General features: G+C 72.1%; 2 pseudogenes. Both read left to right on the forward strand.

Features of this window, described 5'->3' with window-relative positions:
- The first annotated feature begins 109 nt into the window (after positions 1–109).
- Positions 110–983, forward strand: a pseudogene (locus tag ACVCAH_RS37785) (hypothetical protein).
- A pseudogene (locus ACVCAH_RS37790) lies at positions 967–1,569 on the forward strand (TRM11 family SAM-dependent methyltransferase); the annotation flags it as partial. The pseudogenes ACVCAH_RS37785 and ACVCAH_RS37790, both read left to right, overlap by 17 nt.
- Positions 1,570–1,876 lie beyond the last annotated feature (307 nt).

Raw genomic sequence — 1,876 nt, forward strand, 5'->3', positions numbered from 1 at the left:
CACCCGGCTCCGCTGACGCTCCGCCGGGTGCTGCCACCTGCCCACTCCTTCACCGATTTTCGGGTCAGGGTGTCAGCGCACTGCCCGCGCGGCGCGGAGCCGGCACCACCTGAGCGAGCACACGCCGCAGCACCAGGCCCCCGCCCGCCCCGTCGACCCGGACCGCTCCGGCGCCGACCCGACCCTGACCGATCTTGTGGCCGGCGACCCGCCGGTGCCGATCACCGTGTGGCGCACCGCCCGAACCTCCGCCGACGCAGGCCGCACCGTCGGCGCCCGCTTGGCCTACCGCCTCGTGTCCGCCTACAGCCGGCCCGGCGACACTGTCGTCGACTGCACCGACGACCACGTCCTGTCCACCGCCTGCCTCGCCGGGCGGCGCCGGCACCACCCCGGCTGGTTCACCGACGGACCCAACCTCCTCATCGGCCCGGCCAGCGAACCTGCCGAGCCCAACCCGTCCGACGAGCAGCAGCAGTACGATGACGTGCCGGAGGTGAGCGCCTGGTTCGGTGACGACCTCACCGACCCGGCCGACCCCGCTGGCTCGCCGCAGGCGGCCGGCCTACTGGTCGCCTCCTGGCCCCTCGACGCCAACGACGCCACGAACCGTGTACGCCTGGCGTGCCTGCTGGCCGCCTGCGCCCGGCTGCTGCGCCCCGGCGGTTGCCTCGTGCTCATCGTCGCGGTCCCCGCCGGCACCACCGCGACGCCGGAGGACTTCAGCCCTCTCGCCGCCGCGGCGGCGAACGTCGGGCTGGGCTACCTACAGCACATCGTCGCGGTCACCGCCGACAGCGACGCCGACACCTTCGTCTACCACGTCACCGACGAAGAACTCCTCGCCCTCGCCAAGAGCGGCCGGGCAGCAGTGGACGCTCACGCATCACCGCGTCCACGCCGACCTGCTGGTCTTCAGCCCCCCACCGGCCACTCCGTCGCAGCGGCGGCGGGACCGCGAGGGCGGTGACCGCCGTGGCTGAGCACCCCACCAACCACGGACCGGACGAGCCGGTCCGGCCGGAGGGCGCCGGCGGCATGCACCGCGCCCACGAGGATCGCCACCTGGAGTATGACGGACGCCACTCGGCCTCGACCGGGCCAGAGGGTCTGTCGGCGTGGGCGACCGCCCAGAGCACCGGGCCGGTGCAGCGTCGAGGCCGGTACGTGCCCGAGTCGGTAAAGCATCCGGCCCGGATGCTGCCGGCGATCGCCCCCCACGCCGTCGCCGCCTACACCAACCCCGGGGACCTGGTCCTCGACCCGATGTGCGGCATCGGCACCACCCTCGTCGAGGCCGTCCACGCCGGCCGCGACGCCATCGGCGTGGAGTACGAATCCCGCTGGTCCGACATCGCCGACGCCAACATCACCCACGCCCAGGGCCAAGGAGCGACCGGCAGGGCGGCGGTGATGCGCGGCGACGCAACCCGCATCCTGTCCCTCGTTCCCGCCGCCCTTGCCGGCCAGGTCGCCCTGGTAGTGACGTCGCCGCCGTACGGGCCGACGGTCCACGGCCTGGTCCGCCCAGGCGCGGACGGGGTGGCGAAGTTCGACAACGCCTACAGCACGGTGCGCATGATCCGCACACCATTCGCGCTGTAGCCCTGGTCCCGCTTCGCCTTCCACAACAAGTCGCAGTCAGAGACCGTCAGCTTGGTGAGCTTCTTGCGCCCCAGCCCTGGCCGCAGGTGCAACCGCACCGTGTCGGCGTGGGGAGATCTCCGAAGCTCGGTGGGCAGGCGTCGATCTTACGGATCTACCTGGCAACCCGGCGGTCTCCAAGTGGGTGTACTCGGCTTAGGGCGCGTCTCATTTGGATGATCGTTTAGCTCGGGCATGATCTGCTTCCGTGGACGAGGCCATGATCCGTACC

The sequence above is a fragment of the Micromonospora sp. LZ34 genome (assembly GCF_052981855.1).